12 protein-coding genes are annotated in these 13909 nt (G+C 70.2%); 5 read left to right on the top strand and 7 right to left on the bottom strand.

Annotated elements, in window-relative coordinates; translation table 11 throughout:
- Window positions 1-138: 138 nt before the first annotated feature.
- Entirely contained in the window at window positions 139-1113 is a 975-nt protein-coding gene (locus AB0M59_RS46640; protein WP_364628551.1) for a substrate-binding domain-containing protein, read from the bottom strand.
- 369 nt (window positions 1114-1482) lie between these two features.
- Here AB0M59_RS46640 and AB0M59_RS46635 point away from each other — a divergent pair, with 369 nt between their 5' ends.
- Window positions 1483-2610 carry a CapA family protein gene (locus tag AB0M59_RS46635; RefSeq protein ID WP_364628549.1) on the top strand — a complete coding sequence of 376 codons (1128 nt, stop codon included), beginning with the start codon at window positions 1483-1485 and terminating at the stop codon, window positions 2608-2610.
- Between the two features lie 108 nt (window positions 2611-2718).
- On the opposite strand, the gene AB0M59_RS46630 is transcribed toward AB0M59_RS46635, so the two are convergent.
- The 4 genes from AB0M59_RS46630 to AB0M59_RS46615 are packed head-to-tail and all read right to left on the bottom strand — an operon-like array spanning window position 2719 to window position 6705.
- On the bottom strand, window positions 2719-3735 hold the full coding sequence (locus tag AB0M59_RS46630) for a family 2 encapsulin nanocompartment cargo protein polyprenyl transferase (RefSeq protein WP_364628547.1): 1017 nt from the start codon (window positions 3733-3735) through the stop codon (window positions 2719-2721).
- A complete protein-coding gene (locus tag AB0M59_RS46625) occupies window positions 3732-5123 on the bottom strand; it encodes a family 2B encapsulin nanocompartment shell protein (protein ID WP_364628545.1) in 1392 nt (463 codons plus the stop codon). The genes AB0M59_RS46630 and AB0M59_RS46625 overlap by 4 nt, the downstream gene beginning before the upstream one ends.
- Complete coding sequence (locus AB0M59_RS46620; RefSeq protein ID WP_364628544.1) at window positions 5120-5302, bottom strand: hypothetical protein; 183 nt, start codon at window positions 5300-5302, stop codon at window positions 5120-5122. The genes AB0M59_RS46625 and AB0M59_RS46620 overlap by 4 nt, the downstream gene beginning before the upstream one ends.
- Complete coding sequence (locus tag AB0M59_RS46615; protein WP_364628542.1) at window positions 5302-6705, bottom strand: family 2B encapsulin nanocompartment shell protein; 1404 nt, start codon at window positions 6703-6705, stop codon at window positions 5302-5304. Before AB0M59_RS46615 ends, AB0M59_RS46620 begins: the two co-directional genes overlap by 1 nt.
- Before the next feature lie 408 nt (window positions 6706-7113).
- Here AB0M59_RS46615 and AB0M59_RS46610 point away from each other — a divergent pair, with 408 nt between their 5' ends.
- The 3 genes from AB0M59_RS46610 to AB0M59_RS46600 all read left to right on the top strand — a co-directional run bounded on the left by AB0M59_RS46610 (window position 7114) and on the right by AB0M59_RS46600 (window position 10886).
- Window positions 7114-7878 (top strand): hypothetical protein, encoded by a 765-nt coding sequence (locus tag AB0M59_RS46610; protein WP_364628541.1) that lies wholly within the window; start codon window positions 7114-7116, stop codon window positions 7876-7878.
- Complete coding sequence (locus tag AB0M59_RS46605; protein ID WP_364628539.1) at window positions 7875-9197, top strand: hypothetical protein; 1323 nt, start codon at window positions 7875-7877, stop codon at window positions 9195-9197. The genes AB0M59_RS46610 and AB0M59_RS46605 overlap by 4 nt, the downstream gene beginning before the upstream one ends.
- 126 nt (window positions 9198-9323) lie before the next feature.
- Window positions 9324-10886 (top strand): esterase-like activity of phytase family protein, encoded by a 1563-nt coding sequence (locus AB0M59_RS46600; protein WP_364628538.1) that lies wholly within the window; start codon window positions 9324-9326, stop codon window positions 10884-10886.
- A gap of 3 nt (window positions 10887-10889) precedes the next feature.
- On the opposite strand, the gene AB0M59_RS46595 is transcribed toward AB0M59_RS46600, so the two are convergent.
- The gene (locus AB0M59_RS46595) at window positions 10890-11912 is read right to left on the bottom strand and encodes an autoinducer 2 ABC transporter substrate-binding protein (RefSeq protein ID WP_364628536.1); all 1023 of its coding nucleotides are present in this window, start codon (window positions 11910-11912) and stop codon (window positions 10890-10892) included.
- A gap of 264 nt (window positions 11913-12176) precedes the next feature.
- On the opposite strand from AB0M59_RS46595, the gene AB0M59_RS46590 reads away from it, so the two are divergent.
- Window positions 12177-12632, top strand: coding sequence for a DUF4396 domain-containing protein (locus AB0M59_RS46590; protein WP_364628534.1), 456 nt, complete (start codon window positions 12177-12179; stop codon window positions 12630-12632).
- A 33-nt stretch (window positions 12633-12665) separates the two neighbouring features.
- Here the strand turns inward: AB0M59_RS46590 and AB0M59_RS46585 are convergent, their stop codons facing one another.
- Entirely contained in the window at window positions 12666-13901 is a 1236-nt protein-coding gene (locus tag AB0M59_RS46585) for a glucuronyl hydrolase (RefSeq protein WP_364628533.1), read from the bottom strand.
- Between the last annotated feature and the right edge of the window lie 8 nt (window positions 13902-13909).

Raw genomic sequence — 13909 nt, 5'->3', positions numbered from 1 at the left:
GCGAGGTCACGGCGGGGCCGCGGCGGCTCGGCGGCTTCGGGCAGAGCGTCCACTTCGGACACGGCGCTGTCAGACACGGGTTCGCTCCCTCGTGCATAACAGTGTTAGAACACTGTTACGCACTCACGACGGGATCGGTCAGGTGCAGTTGACGCCGGCCTGCTTGTAGTTGTCCTTGTTGACGATCGTGGTCTTCGCGATCGTCTCCGCGGGCAGCGCCTTGCCGTTCTTCACCTTGTCCACCAGCACCTGGATCGCCGAGCGGCCGACCTCGGCGCCGGAGATGTAGAGCGCGGACTTGTTGCCGGTGTCCTTGCCGGCCGCCCAGTCCTTGCAGTCCAGGTACGCGCCGAGCCCGACGCCGATGATGTTGTTCGCCTGAACGCCCGAGTTGGCGAGCGCGGTGACGACACCGGTCTCGTTCTCGTCGTTGCAGCCCCAGACCACCCAGTGCTTGACGCCCGGGTTGGAGCCGATCACCGCGCCGGAGCGGTTCTGCGCGTCGACGGGGGAGTTGTCGGTACCGACGTCGATCACCTGGACACCGGGGTCGCCGGCCTTCGCGAACGCCGACTTCGCGGCGTTGACGCGGTCCGTGCAGACGCTGAGGTCCTGCTTGTAGGCGCTGATGATCTTGGTGTCGGCGGCGGTCCAGCCGGCGGCCTTGAACAGCTTCCCGGCCTCGGTGCCGACCGAGTCGCCCATCTGGCTGCCGTTGAAGCCGACGAACGGGGCCTTCGCGCCGGTGCCGTCCTTGATGACGTCGTCGGAGGCGATGATCGGGATGCCCGCGCTCTTCGCCTTGTCGATCACCTGCGGGCCGATGGCCTGGTCCGGGACGACGATGGCGACGCCGTTCGCGCCCTGCGCGACCGCGGCGTCCAGCTCGGTGATCGCCTTGTTGGCGTCTTGGCCGAGGTTGACGACCTTGAGCTCGACGCCGAGCTCCTTCGCCTTCTCCTGCGCCCCCTGCGCCTGCTCGACGAAGTACTGCTGGTCACCCTGTTTCTGCAGGTAGTAGAGGGTGATCTTACCGTTGGCGGGTGCCTGCTGCGTCGGTGCGGCGGTGTCCTTGCCGGAGGAGCAGGAAGCCATCAGGACGCCGGAAATCAAACAACAACCAACAACGCTCCAGGTGCGCAGCCTGTGCGAGTGTGGGGACATCGTTGCTCCCAAGGAGGCCGGGGTTCGAGTGGCGCGTGGGGGCGCCGCTGGGTGACTGGTATTACAAAACACCCGTTCGTGCAGCGTCAAGCCGCAGTTAGCGGAGCGATACCTACTCTGCGTAGTTGCATCGTGGCACGCGCCCGAGTGATTTATCGTATTTTTTCGGCGCTGTCCTGCGCGTTGTCCGGTTTTGTCCAGTGACAATGTTCTGATCGGTGTTGTCGACTGTGGTGGAAGTTTCCGTTGACCGGGAGGGTGCGCGTGTCGGGTTCGTCCGGATGGCAGGATGGCCGGACCACACCAGCAGGGGGACCGATGACGAAGCTCCGCGTCGCCGCGCTCGCCGGGGTCGCCGTCCTGGTGGCCGCGTGCAGCAGTCCGCCGCAGTCCGGCCCGGCGCCGACGCCGTTCCCGGAGACGCCTGCTTCTTCGCCGGAAGCGGCCCCGGACGGCTCGTTCAGCGTCGTCGCGACCGGCGACGTCCTCATCCACCCGGCGCTGACCGAGCAGGCCGAGGCCGACGGCAAGGGGAAGATCGACTACCGGCCGCTGCTCGCCGGGATCAAGCCGCTGATCTCCGGCGCCGACCTCGGGATCTGCCACCTCGAGACGCCACTGGCGCCGGAAGGCGGCCCGTACAGCGGGTACCCGTCGTTCAGTGCGCCGCCCGAGATCGCGGACGCGCTCAAGGACACCGGCTACGACACCTGCTCGACGTCGTCCAACCACACGATCGACCAGGGCGCCGACGGCGTGAAGCGGACCCTGGACAAGCTCGACGCCACCGGCATCAAGCACACCGGCTCGGCGCGGTCGGCCTCGGAGGCGGCGAAACCGCTGGTCCTCGACGTCCACGGCGTGAAAGTTGCGCAGGTGTCGTACGCCTTCGGGTTCAACGGCATCAAGGTGCCGGCCGGGAAACCGTGGCTGGCCAACCAGATCGACGTCGACGACGTCCTGGCGGCGGCTCGCAAAGCACGTGAAGCCGGCGCGCAGGTCGTGATCGCGAGCCTGCACTGGGGCGTGGAGTACCAGCACGACCCGACGGCCGAGCAGCGGTCGCAGGCCAAGAAGCTCCTGGCGTCGGACGACATCGACCTGATCGTCGGCCACCACGCGCACGTGGTCCAGCCGTTCGAGAAGATCGGCGACAAGTGGGTCGCCTACGGGCTCGGCAACAGCGTCGCCCGCCACTCCGAACCACGCGGCGACACGGAGGAAGGTGCGGCGGCCCGCTTCCGCTTCGTCCGCGACGGCGACCGCTGGAAGGTCGACAAGGCCGAGTACATCCCGACGTACATCAAGCTCGACGCCCCGATCCGCCTGATCGACTTGTCGACATCGCCGGCGTCCACGCAGGTCACGAAGGCCCTGGGAGACACGGACAAGAACATCCTGAGCCTCGACGCGGACAAAGACGGCCTCACCCGCCCCGGCAAGTAACCCGTAACTCCCGTGATCAGAGCCGTAACTCGCGTGATCAGAGACGGAACTCGCGAGTTACGGCTTCAATCACGCGAGATCGGTCCCTGATCACGCGAGTTACGGGGTTCAGTGGGTGCGGGTGGTGATCAGGCGGGCCAGGGCCGCCAGTTCCGCCGCCGGGCGGGGGACCGGGTTCACCGCCGCCAGCTCGCGCAGTCCCTTCGCGACCAGCGCCGCAGCCTGGGCCTGGCTCCACTGGCGGCCGCCGGCCTCGTCGACGAGCGTGGCCGCGAGGGCCAGCTCGACGGCGTCCAGCGGATCGGTCCCGGAGTACAGCGTCGCCAGCTCCGCGCCCGCCGTCGTGCCGGACGACAGCGCCGTCACCACGGGGAGCGACTTCTTGCGGTTCTGCAGGTCCGAGTACACCGGCTTGCCCGTCTCGGCGGGGTCGCCCCAGATCCCGAGCAGGTCGTCGACGTGCTGGAACGCCAGCCCGATCGACCGGCCGAACTCGCCGAACCGCGGCACCGCCTCGGGCCGGCCGGCGAGCAGCGCGCCCAGCTCGCAGGACGCGCCGATCAGGGCCGCCGTCTTGCCGCCGGCCATGAGGACGCACTCCGCCGGCGTGACGTCGTCGCGCTGCTCGAAGTCGAGATCGGCCGCCTGGCCTTCCAGCAGTTCGAGGACACCCTGGGACAGCACTCTCGCGCCCTCGGGCGTCAGCTGTTCGAACGCCACGCTCAGCAGCGCGTCCCCGGCGAGCACCGCGGGCCCGGTGCCGAAGACCGTCCACGCGGTCGGCCGGTGCCGCCGGGTGGTGTCGCCGTCCATGACGTCGTCGTGCAGCAGTGAAAAGTTGTGCACGAGCTCGACCGCGACGGCCGCGGGCACGGCGTCCGCGGGGACGCCGCCCGCGGCCTCCGCGCACAGCAGGACGAGCGCCGGCCGCAGCGCCTTGCCGCCGTCCGCGGACGACGGCGCGCCCTCGGCGTCTTCCCAGCCGAAGTGGTAGCCGGCGATCCGCCGCATCGCCTCGGGCAGCCGCTCGGCCGCGGCACGCAAAGCCGGGTCGACCAGGCTCTTGCTCCACGCGAGGACGTCGGCGAGCGGGCGGGCGGCGGTCCGGGAGTCCATGGTCGTCATGAGCGGCCGATCTCGACGTCGTCGAGGACGCCGAGCGCGTCCGGGACGAGCACGGCGGCGGAGTGGTAGGCACTGACCAGGTAGGACGTCACGGCGCGGTCGCTGATGCCCATGAACCGGACGTTGAGGCCGGGCTGGTACTCGTCGGGCAGGGACTGCGGGCGCAGGCCGATGACGCCGGCGTCGTCCTCGCCGGTGCGCATGGCCAGGATCGACGTCGTGCCGGTGTCGGTGACGGGGATCTTGTCGCACGGCAGGATCGGGACACCACGCCAGGCCTGGACGCGCTTTCCGTCGAGGAGAGCCGGGGCCGGGTAGACGCGTGCCCGGGTGCATTCGCGCCCGAACGCGGCGATGGCGCGCGGGTGGGCGAGGAAGAACTTCGTCTTGCGGCGCCGGCAGAGCAGGTCGTCCAGGTCCAACGGCGTCGGTGGCCCGCTGCGGGTGGTGAGGCGGTGCTTGAGGTCGACGTTATGCAGCAGCCCGAACTCGGTGTTGTTGACCAGTTCGTGTTCTTGCCGTTCCCGCAACGCTTCCACGGTGAGCCGGAGCTGTTGCTCGAGCTGGTTCATGGGGTTGTTGTAGAGGTCGGTGACGCGGTTGTGGACGCGCAGGACGGTTTGGGCGACGGCGAGGTCGTACTCGCGGGGTGAGGGGTCGTAGTCGACGTAGGTGCCCGACAACATCGGCTCGCCGTCGTGGCCGGCCGACAGGTCGATGCTCGCCTCACCGGCCTTGTTCTGCGGCTTCCGCGGCCGGCCGATCGCCTCGGCGACGTGGGTCCGCAGCGACTCCGACCGGCCGTTGAGCCGTGCGTACGCGGAGGCGGGCAGCACCAGCGCGATGACGCGGGTCGCGGCGCGGGCGGTGAACGTCCACCTCGCGTCGTCGCGGGCGAGGACTTCGGCGCCGAAGTGGTCCCCGTCGGTCGCGGTGCCGAGGGTGACTTCGTCGCCGTACTCGCCGCGGCCGTGCTGCGTCACTTTGCCGTGGGCGATGAGGATCAGCGTGTCGAGCGGCTCGCCGGCCGTGGTGATGGTGGCGCCGGCTTCGTACTCGCGTTGTTCGAAGGCCTCGGCGAGGGCGCTCAACGCCGTCTCGTCGCCGAAGCCGCGCAAGAGTTCGAGTTCGGTGAGTTCGGCCGGCACGACCTGGACGCGGGCGCCCGTGGTGTAGAAGCTGACTTTGCCGTCGCCGATGGTGTAGGTGAGGCGGCGGTTGACGCGGTAGCTGCCCGCCGGGACGTCGACCCAGGGGAGCTGGGAGAGCAGCCAGCGGGTGGTGATGCCGCGCATCTGCGGCAGCGTCTTGGTCGTCGTGGTGAGCGTCCGCGCGGCCTTGACACCCAGGGACAACGGCGGTGACGACGGTTCTTCGGTGACGGTCAAGGGTTCACGCGCCGATCGGGTTCGGGTGCTTCGGGGGGACGGGCGCCCGCGGGCTTGCGCACGACCCGGGCCGCGGCGGTGCCGAGCCCGGTCGGCCCGAAGGCCGACGGCGGCAGGCCGGGCCCGGGGCGCGGCGGTTCCGCGTCGGGCTTGCGGGGCGGGGTCGCGGGCTCCGGCATCACGCCTCCCGGCCGAGTTCGGCGCTTTCCAGCACGGCCAGCGCGTCCGGGACCAGCACGGCCGCGGAGTAGTAGGCCGACACCAGATACGACATGATCGCCTGCTCGGACACGCCCATGAACCGCACGTTGAGCCCGGGCTGGTACTCGTCCGGCAGCCCGGTCTGGTGCAGCCCGACCACGCCTTGGGCCTGTTCGCCGGTGCGCATCAGCAGGATGGAGCTGGTGCGGGTGTCGGTCACGGGGATCTTGTTGCAGGGCAGGATCGGGACGCCGCGCCAGGCGGGGACGTGGTGGCCGCCGACGTCGACGGCGTCGGGGTAGACGCCGGCTTTGGTGCATTCCCGGCCGAACGCGGCGATGGTCTTGGGGTGGGCGAGGAAGAACCCGGGGTCCTTCCACACCAGCGCGAGCAGTTCGTCGAGGTCGTCGGGGGTGGGTGGGCCGGTGCGGGTGGGGATGCGCTGGGCGAAGTCGGCGTTGTGCAGGAGCCCGAAGTCGGTGTTGTTGATCAGTTCGTGTTCTTGGCGTTCCCGTAGCGCTTCGACGGTCAGCCGGAGCTGTTGTTCGATCTGGTTCATCGGCTGGTTGTAGAGGTCGGCGACGCGGGAGTGAACCCGCAGGACGGTCTGGGCGACCGAGAGTTCGTATTCGCGGGGTCGGGCGTCGTAGTCGGCGAAGGTGCCGGGGAGTGCGGGTTCGCCGTCGTGGCCGGAGGCGAGGGCGATTTCGGCTTCGCCGTGGTCGTTGCGGGCACTCGAGCCGCCGGCGGTGAACGCGTCGAGGTGGGCTTGGAGGGTTTCCGAGCGGGACAGCACGTCCTCGAACACCGGCCTGGGCAGGGCGAGGACGGTGCAGGTGGTGACGGCTTTGGCGGTGTATTCCCAGATCGCGTCGCTGCGGATGAGGGTGGTTTCGCCGAAGTAGTCGCCGTCGGCGAGGGTGCCCAGGACGGTCTGGTCGCCGTAGGCGCCGGTGCCGACTTTGGTGATCTTGCCGTGGGCGATGAGGAACACCTGGTCGGCCCGGGACCCGAACTCGACGAGGGCGTCGCCGGGCTGGTACTCGTGCTGGGAGAAGCGGGAGGCCAGTTCGGCGAGGACCTCCTCGTCGTCGTAGCCGCGTAGCGGCGCCAGCTCGCCCAGCTCCGGCGGGATCACCCGCACCTCGGCGCCGGTGGTGGTGAAGGTGACCCGGCCGTCGCCGACGGCGTAGGAGAGGCGGCGGTTGACGCGGTAGGCGCCGCCGGAAACCTCTACCCAGGGCAGCAGCTTGAGCAGCCAGCGGGAGGAGATGCCCTGCATCTGCGGGACCGACTTGGTCGTCGTGGCCAAGGTGCGGGCCGCGGCCCGTCCGAGGCTCAGCGGTGCCTGGTCGGAGTCCACCGGGTCGGTGACAGTCACAGAGAACCACCCAATCATTCGGAAGCCGGGAATACCCAAGCTGGCAACGAAGAATCAACATAGCAACGGCGTCCGGCCGCACAATGACACGATCGGGTCGGCGGGACGATCACCTGATTGGTTTCCGGCTATTTCGGGCAGCATCTCCCGTTGGATGGCCGCCGGTCATCACCCGCCGTTCCGGGCCGTCACCCGGTCGGGAACATCCGGGCTCGTAAGGGGAATCCGTCGTCGCAGTGGGGAGCGGTGCGGGCTGCCCCGGGTCCGGTGAACTGCGCCGAACCGGCTATGGTCGCGGCCTGGGTGAGGCCACTCGGATGAATCGAACAATTCTCGGTTGTCCGCCCGGAAATGGGTGACTAACTTGAGCGATCCGGCGGTGCATCCGCCCGGCGGGAAAGGACGTGGATGAACATCTTCGTGGCCGGCGGTCTCTGGGTGGCCGGCGCGGCCCTCGTCGGGGGCGTGATCGCGTATCTCGTCCGCCGCTTCGGCTGGGACGAGGGACGGCCGGACAACAACGACGCCGCGGGCCAGGTGTTCACCATCGTCGGCGGGCTGCACGCGGTGCTGGTGGCGTTCGTGCTCATCTCGCTGTTCGACTCGGTCGGCGCCGCGAGCCAGGACGCGCAGACCGAGGCGGACAGCCTGGTCGCGGTGACGTGGGCGGCCGACGCGCTGCCGGCCGAGACGAAGGACCGGGTGCACCAGCTCGCCATCGCCTACGCGCAGACCGTCGCCCAGCAGGAGTGGCCGCGGCTGTCCGACGGCGGCGAGATCCCCGCCACGGGCTGGACGCAGCTGGACCAGATGCGCCAGGCCGTCGCGGCCGCCGACGTCGACGGCGACTGGCAGATCGACCGCAAGACCGAGGCGAGCAACCAGCTCTGGTCGGTCTACCAGGCCCGTACGCAGCGGCTGAACAACGCCACCGGCGGCGGGGTCGGGGCGGTCGTCTGGTTCGCGCTGATCCTCGGCAGCCTGATCACCGCGATCCTGCTGCCCAACCTCTTCGGCGGCACGCGGCTGGCCGCGCACGTCATCATCGTCTCCACCCTGGCCGGCACGATCACGTTGCTGCTGTTCGCGATCCACCAGCTGCAGAACCCGTTCAGCGGGGGCGCGAAGATCCCGCCGGAGGCGTTCACCGGCGCGCTGGCAAGGCTGGCTTGACCGGCAGGCGGGCCCGCTGGGCGGCGATGCTCGGCGTGGCCGCGGCGGTCTCGGCCGTGCTGGCGGCGACGGGCTGGCTCGCGCCCGCGTCCACCCGCCACCCGGCGGCGGCCCCGGCCCCGGACGGCTGCACGATCCTGCAGGCGGAGAACGAACGCTACGGCGCGCCGACGACGTTGCGGCTGCTGTCCCTGCCCGACGGAGCGACGAAGCGCCTGACCCAGGCGGGGTACTGGATCAACGCGATGGGCTACTCGGCTTCGCAGGGCGTCGTCTACGGCGTCGCCGACGGAACGCGCCGCGGCCGGTACGAGCACGGTGCGCACGCGGTGCGGATCGACGCGTCGGGGTCGGTGACGGACCTCGGCGTGGTCGGCCGGGCGGGCGCGCGGCGTCCGGTGTGGAGCCAGGTCACCGGGGCGACGGCGGGCGCGATCGCCGGGAACCGCTGGTACGTGCGGCAGAACAGCGATCTGTACACAGTGGACATCGACCCGGCTTCCGCGGACTACGTGCGGGTGGTGCACCGGACGGCGTTGCGGCCGGTGTCGCTCGCGGTGGGGGTCGACGACTTCGCGTACGACTCGTCGTCCGGCCTGCTCTACGGGGTCTCGGCGTCTTCGCGTGGGGACAGTTCGGTGGTGACGCTGGATCCGTCGACGGGGAAGGTCATGGTGGTGCCGGGGCTGCGGTTCCCGCCCGGGGGCGCGTACGGGTCGGTGGTGCTCGGGCCGGGGACGATCTACGCGACGGCGAACCGGGACGCGCGCCGGAGCGTGACTTACCGGCTGGCCCGGGACGGTTCGGGCCCGGCGGTCGAGGTGTCGACCGGGCCGGCGCTGGTGAGCGGGGACGCGGCCGGGTGTTTCGCCGAGGCCGCTCCGCCGCCGCCCCCGCCGAACCCGCCCACGACGATCTCGGAGTCCCCGACCTCGGCTCCTCCTTCTCCGCCGCCGAACTCGCCACCGCCCAATTCACCGCCGCCCAATCCGACGCCACCTCCTTCGACGACGCCGACCACGCCGACGACGCCGGCGCCGGAGCCCCCACCGCCGTCGCAGCCGCCGCCGGTGGAGCAGCCGGCGGCGGTGGTCTCGACCCCGACGCCCACCCCGACCTCGGTCGTCACGCCGACGCCGAGGGCCGTGGAGCCGGTACCGCCACCGTCGAAGCGGCACGCGCAGCCGACGGAGAAACCGGAGCCGGTGGTCGAGGGCACAGCGGTGAAGACGCAGGAGAAACGCCGTTGGGGTCTGACGGCGTTGATCCTGGTCCTGGGCGGCGGAGCCGCGGTCGGCCACGTCCGCCGGCACCGCTGACGTGGTGCGGCAAACCCACTGGCCCGACCGTTAACGCCCCGGCCTTCTCGAAGCCGGCCGATGTCCACTTCGGCCACGAAGACTCCTCCTCCGGCGCCGTCTACGCGCCGGAGGAGGAGAAACGGGATGAAGCGGGTAACGATCGCCCTGGTCGCCGGGGTGCTGGCGCTGCCACTGGCCGCCGGTCCGGCGGAGGCGCACGACCACGGGCCGCGGGCGAAGGACGACCACCTCCGCACCCACACCGGGCGGACCCTGACCGCCGGCCTGCTCGGCAACGACCGCGCCACCGCCGTCGTCCGGCACACCGCCGCCGCGCACGGGACCGTCGACGTCGCCGCCGACGGCACGCTCCGGTACACCCCCGCGCCCGGCTTCACCGGCCGGGATTCCTTCACCTACACCGTTTCCGACGCGGTGAAGCTCTACCCGACCACACTCAAGCCCCTCGCCACCATCGGCGGCGTGCCGATCAAGGGCGGCGCGTACGGCTCCGCGCTCACCCCCGTGCCCGGCGGGAAGAACGAGTTCTACGGCCTCACCGACCGCGGCCCGAACGTCGACGCCCCCGACGGCGGCAAGATCGAGCCGCTGCCCGCGTTCACCCCCGCGATCGGGAAGTTCCGGCTCCGCGACGGCAAGGCCGTGCTGGAAAAGGCCATCCCGCTGCGCGCCCAGGACGGCACGCCCTACAACGGCCAGGTCAGCCCGCTCGCGGACACCGGCGAAAAGATCGTCGACCTCAACGGGAACGTCCTGCCGAAGTCGGCGAACGGCTACGACTCCGAAGGCCTGGTCGCGCAGAAGGACGGCACCTTCTGGGTCTCCGACGAGTACGGCCCCTTCATCACCCACTTCGGCCGCGACGGCCGGGCGATCGAGCGCCTCTCGCCGTTCGACGGCTCGCTGCCCGCCGAGCTGAAGTACCGCGTGCCCAACAAGGGTATGGAAGGCCTCGCGCTGACCCCGGACGGCCGGGCGCTCGTCGGCGTCATGCAGTCGGCGCTGCAGCAGCCGGACCTGACGAAGAAGCCGGGCAACGTCACCACGCTGCGGATCGTCACCGTCGACCTGCGCACCCGCGCCACGCACGAGTACCTCTACCTGCTCGACGACCCGGACACCACCGGCACCGCGGTCAGCGAGATCACCGCGCTCTCGGCGACGCGTTTCCTGGTCGACGAGCGCGACGGCAAGATGGAGCCGGGCGCGTACAAGAAGCTGTTCGAGATCGACCTGACCGGCGCCACCGACGTCGGCCCGCGGGCCGCTGGGTACGACGCCGTCAAGGGCGGCCTGCTCGTCGGCGGGAAGAGCATCGACGCCTACGTCGGCAAGGACACCACGGCCGACGCGACGAAGGACCTCGCCGCCGCCGGGATCAGGCCGGTGAGCAAGAAGCTGTACCTGGACCTGGGCGCGCTCGTGAGCGGGCTCGACCCGAGCGGTGGCTTCTTCGGGCACGACAAGGTCGAAGGGGTCGCGACGACCGACGGTGGCCGGACCCTCGTGATCAGCAACGACAACGACTTCGGCATCGACGGCGTGACGAACGCGGCCCCGCCGTACGCGCTGCACCCGAAGACGCTGCCGGACGGCCGCCAGGACGACGGCGAGTACCTCGCGGTCGACACGGCGAAGCTCCCGGCGGCGACGAGCACCGCGACGGTCACGATCGACGTGCGGTAGCCGTCAGTACTTGAACTGGTCGACGTTGTCGGCGGTGATGAGCAGCGGATCGCCCAGCAGGACGGTCTTCGACGCGGCGTCGTACTTCACCGCCGGCAACTCCAGGCTCACCTTGTTGACGGCCTGGAGTGGCTTGCCGTCGGCGATCTGCTTCGCCGTCCACGCGGTCAGCCAGCCGAGCGATTCGACGTTCCACAGCACCGACTGGGAGCACGAGCCGTCGAGCAGGAACGGCTTGATCGACTGCGGCGTCCCGACGCCGACGGTGAACACCTGGCCGATCTTCTGCTGCTCGCGGACGGCCTTCGCGACGCCGGGCGCGGACGTCGTGCACTCGCCGACCATGCCGTCGAGGTCGGGGTGGCGAGCCATCAGCTCCTTGGCGAGGTTCGTCGCGTTGTCCTGGTCTTCGCCCGCGTACACGGTCTCGACGATCTGCGCCTTCGGGTAGTGCGCGGCCGTGTAGGCCTTCTGGACCGAGATCCAGGTGTTGAGGTTTGCCGCGGCCGGGCCGCACGAGACGATCGCGTACTTGCCCGCGTCGCCGGTCCGTTTCATCAGCGCGTCGGTGAGGGCGGCGCCGATGCCCTCGGCGCTGGCCTGGTTGACGAACACCTCGCGCTGCGTGCCGGGCGCGTCGGTGTCCGAGGTGAGCACGTGGATGCCCTTCGCCCGCGCCTCGGCGATGGCCGGGGCGAGCGCGGCGGGGTCGTTCGGCGCGACGACGATGACGTCGACCTTCTTCGCGATCAGGTCACGCACGATGCCGACCTGTTCGGCGGGGTCGACGGTCTTCGGACCGACCGTCGACCACTGCACGCCCAGCTGCTTCGCCGCCTCGAGGCCGCCGGTGTTCATCGCCTGGAAGTACGGGATGTCGGCGACCTTGGGCACGAACGCGATCCGCGTCGCCGCCGGCGCGGGGCCGCCGCCGCTGCCCAGCTGCTCCGAGCAGCCCCCGAGCGCGAGCGCCGCACCCAGGAGCAGCGTCGCGACCAGCCGGGACTTCTTCGTCGGCCCTCGCATCCCCACCCAATCCTCAGGACTTCCGAACGGTCTGCGCGCGGTGGAGACCAAGGGGGAAGGTAGGGCCCCGCGTAACTGTGGTCAACGGGATGTGCGCAAAGGGTTACGGAAGCGAGTTCTACCTGGTGGGTTTCTGGCGGGGATTCGCCTGGTCGGCGGCTTTGGACACGATGAGTGACGACAAATCATCGAAGTGTCACCCGGCGCTGTGTTTGTGGCACGCGAGACAGGCACCTTGATACCCCATGGGGGTATAGTGACGGCATGAGCGAACAGCACGGAGCTTCGTGGACGACAGCGATCCAGGCGACCCTGCACTGCCTGACCGGCTGTGCGATCGGCGAGGTGCTCGGCATGATCCTCGGCACGGCGTTCGGCTGGCACAACGCGGCGACCGTCGTCCTGTCGATCGTCCTCGCGTTCGTCTTCGGCTACGGCCTGACCATGCGGGGCGTCCTGAAGTCGGGGCTGAGCCCGGCGGCGGCGTTCAAGGTCGCGCTGGCCGCGGACACCGTGTCGATCGCCGTCATGGAGCTGATCGACAACACCGTCGTCGTGGCGATCCCGGGGGCGATGGACGCCGGCCTGGCCAGCGTCCTGTTCTGGCTGGCGCTGGCGGTTTCGCTGGCCATCGCGTTCGTGGTCACGGTGCCGGTGAACAAGTGGATGATCGGGCGCGGCCTCGGCCACGCGAAGGTGCACGCGCACCACCAGCACTGACGCGTCCGGGGAGGTGGCGGCCTCCCCGGCGGGTCAGACGCTGGACAGGTCGACGGCGCGGTCGACCTTCCGCCGGTCGAGCACCCGCAGGATGCCTTCCAGCAGGTAGTAGTCGGCGTAGGGGAGTGACACCTCGATGCCGTCCTCGGCCGGCCGGTTGCGGGTGCAGCGCGCGACGCTCGCCTCGGCCCGGGTGGACTTCGTCGTCAGGCACGTCTGCGAGATCGCCGAGAGGATCCGCAGGGCGCTGTCCCGGTACTGCGAGCGGTGCGTGATCTCCGCGAGGTCGAGCAGGCCACAGGCCATGATCACCCCGGCGGAGGCGTCCTTGACGTCGTTCGGTGCCTGCGGCGCGAGGTAGTCCCACACCGGCACGTGGTCGGACGTCAGGTGCGACAGCGCGAATTCCGCGAGGCGCCGGGCCGTGGTCAGGAACTCCTTGTCACCGGTGCGGCGGTAGATCGTCGTGAACCCGTAGACGCCCCACGCCTGCCCGCGCGACCAGCACGACGTGGGGCTGTAGCCCTGCACCGTGTTGGGCCCGATCGGCGCGCCGGTGACCGGGTCGAAGTCGAAGACGTGCGGGGTCGACCCGTCCGGGCGGACGAAGTTCTTCTGCGCGGTCTTCGCGTGGGCCACGGCGATTTCGAGGTACTGCGGATCCCCGGTCTGCTTGCTCGCGAAGGCCAGCAGGTCGAGGTTCATCATCGTGTCCATGATGACGCGGCCCGCGTCCTTCGGGTCGGTCAGCGAACCCCAGGCGCGGATGAACTTCCCCGCCGGGTTGTAGCGCTTGCTCAGCGACGACGCGGCCTGCACCGCGCCCGCCTTCCACTTGTCGTCGCCGGTGAGCCGCCACGCGGTCACCCACGACGGGTAGAAGAGGAACCCGAGGTCGTGCGTGCCGGTGTCGTTCTGGCGCGGCGCGAGTTTCTCCGCGGACGCCAGTGCGAGGGTCTTGAATTGCTCGTCGCCGCTGTGCAGCCAGGCCAGCCACAACTGGCCGGGCCAGAATCCGCCGACCCAGTCGCCATTCTGCGAATAGGTCCATTTCTCGAACTTCGTGCCGACCGGAAACGCGGTGACGCCGGGGGCCACCGCACGGAGCTTGGCCACTGCGTAATCGGCCGCTTGGCGGAGCGTCCGGGTGACCGATGCCTGGTCGGAGGCATCGAGGGAGGCCGCGGAAGCGGCCGTGGAGGTGGTGGCCGTCGCCGCCACCGCGGCACCGGCCGCGGTGGTCAGCAGGGTTCTCCGGGTAACGCTCACAGGTGCCC

Source organism: Amycolatopsis sp. NPDC051371 (assembly GCF_040682155.1).
Lineage (GTDB): Bacteria > Actinomycetota > Actinomycetes > Mycobacteriales > Pseudonocardiaceae > Amycolatopsis.
The sequence above is the reverse complement of the archived record's forward strand: the minus strand, read 5'-3'. Positions and strand labels throughout refer to the sequence as shown.